1 protein-coding gene is annotated in these 1,674 nt (G+C 68.2%); it reads right to left on the bottom strand.

The annotated features are described in order from the left end of the window. Positions 1-90 precede the first annotated feature (90 nt). Entirely contained in the window at positions 91-1,377 is a 1,287-nt protein-coding gene (locus V7E09_RS15645; protein ID WP_324523744.1) for an IS256 family transposase, read from the bottom strand. Positions 1,378-1,674 lie beyond the last annotated feature (297 nt).

The raw sequence follows: 1,674 nt of genomic DNA, 5'->3' as shown, positions 1-1,674 counted from the left end.
GCATCGGGCAAGGAACGGGCAAGGCGGTCCAGTTTGGTGACGACCAAGGTGTCCCCGGCGAGTAATTGTCAAGACCTGTGGATCGGCGTGTCATGCGACGTTTTGCTGGCGTCCTGATTCCTCGGGTCGTTCGACGAGCTTGCCGCGCTCGAAGGTGGCGCCGGCGCGGACGAGGGCCACGAGGTGCGGGGCGTTGACCGCGCGCCAGCGTCGTTGCGCGGACTCGATGAGCTTGAACGCCATCGCGATGCCCGCGGCGCGCGAGCCAGGACCCTTGGTGACGCGCTGACGGAGCCGGACAGTGGCGAAGGTCGACTCGATCGGGTTGGTCGTACGCAGATGGACCCAGTGCTCGGCCGGGTAGTCGTAGAACTCCAGCAGCACGTCCAGGTCCTCGGTGATCTTCGCGGCCGCCTTGGGCCACTTCGTGCCGTAGTCGGCGGCGAACGCCCTGGCGGCGGCCTCGGCGTGCTCGCGGTCCTCGGCGTTCCAGATCTCGGCCAGCGCGGCCTTGGCGCCGGGCTGGGCGGACTTGGGCAGGGCGTTGAGCACGTTTGCGATCCGGTGGAACCAGCACCGTTGCTCGCGGGTGGTGGGGAAGACTTCGCGCAGCGCGGCCCAGAACCCTAGGGCGCCGTCGCCGACGGCCAGGACCGGAGCGGCCATGCCCCGGCGCTTGCACGAGCGCAGCAGGTCGGCCCAGGACTCGGTGGACTCCCGGTGCCCGTCGTCCAGGGCGATCAGTTCCTTGGTGCCGTCGGCGCGGACCCCGACCATGACGAGCAGGCAGACCTTGTCCTGGGTGAGGCGGACCTTGAGGTGGATCCCGTCGACCCACACGTAGACGTAGTCGGTCCCGGCCAGGGAGCGCTGGTTGAAGGCGAGGGCCTCGGCCTGCCACTGCTCGGTGAGCCGGGTGATCGTCTTGGCCGACAGTCCGGCCGAGGTGCCGAGGAACTGGGTCAGCGCCGGTCCGAAGTCGCTGGAGGACAGACCGTGCAGGTAGAGCAGCGGCAGCACCTCGGCCATCTGCGGTGACTTACGGGCCCACGCCGGCAGGATCGCCGAGCCGAACCGCTTCCGCTCACCGGTGGCCTCATCGATCCGGCGGTCGTCGACCCGCGGTTGGCGCACCGGGACCGCGCCGGCGGCCGTGGTCACCTCACGCGCAGCGTGGTACCCGTTGCGGACCACCAGCCGGTGACCGTGCTCGTCGACCTCCCCGGCGAACCGCTCGACGTAAGCCGCGACCTCGGCCTGCAGCGCGGCCGCGAGCATCTGCCGGGCGCCGTCACGCACGATCTCATCGAGCAACGACCCACCGTGCACGGTCGCGTCGACGTTGGACTCGGTGTTCTCCTGGACTACCTTGAGCATGGGCGTACCTTCCCGAGCCGGCGCTCCAACGCCGACCCTGATCAGAACTTGTATGGGCTTCAGATCTTGCTCGGGAGGTACGCCACTTTCACGTCACCCCGCCGAGAGCCATCCACAGGTTCTGATCATTGCTCGCGTCATCTTCGTTGGCTCGCCTATACGACTCCTACATCAGGGCGTTCAAGTGGGCGAGCCTGCGGATCGGGAAGCAGGGGGTAGTCGCCTACGTCACCAACGGGGGCTGGCTTGACTCCAACATGGCGGATGGGATGCGACTCTCGCTGGCAGGGGAGTTCT

Source organism: Propioniciclava sp. (genome assembly GCF_036744435.1).
Classification (GTDB): Bacteria; Actinomycetota; Actinomycetes; order Propionibacteriales; family Propionibacteriaceae; genus Propioniciclava.
The sequence above is the reverse complement of the archived record's forward strand: the minus strand, read 5'-3'. Positions and strand labels throughout refer to the sequence as shown.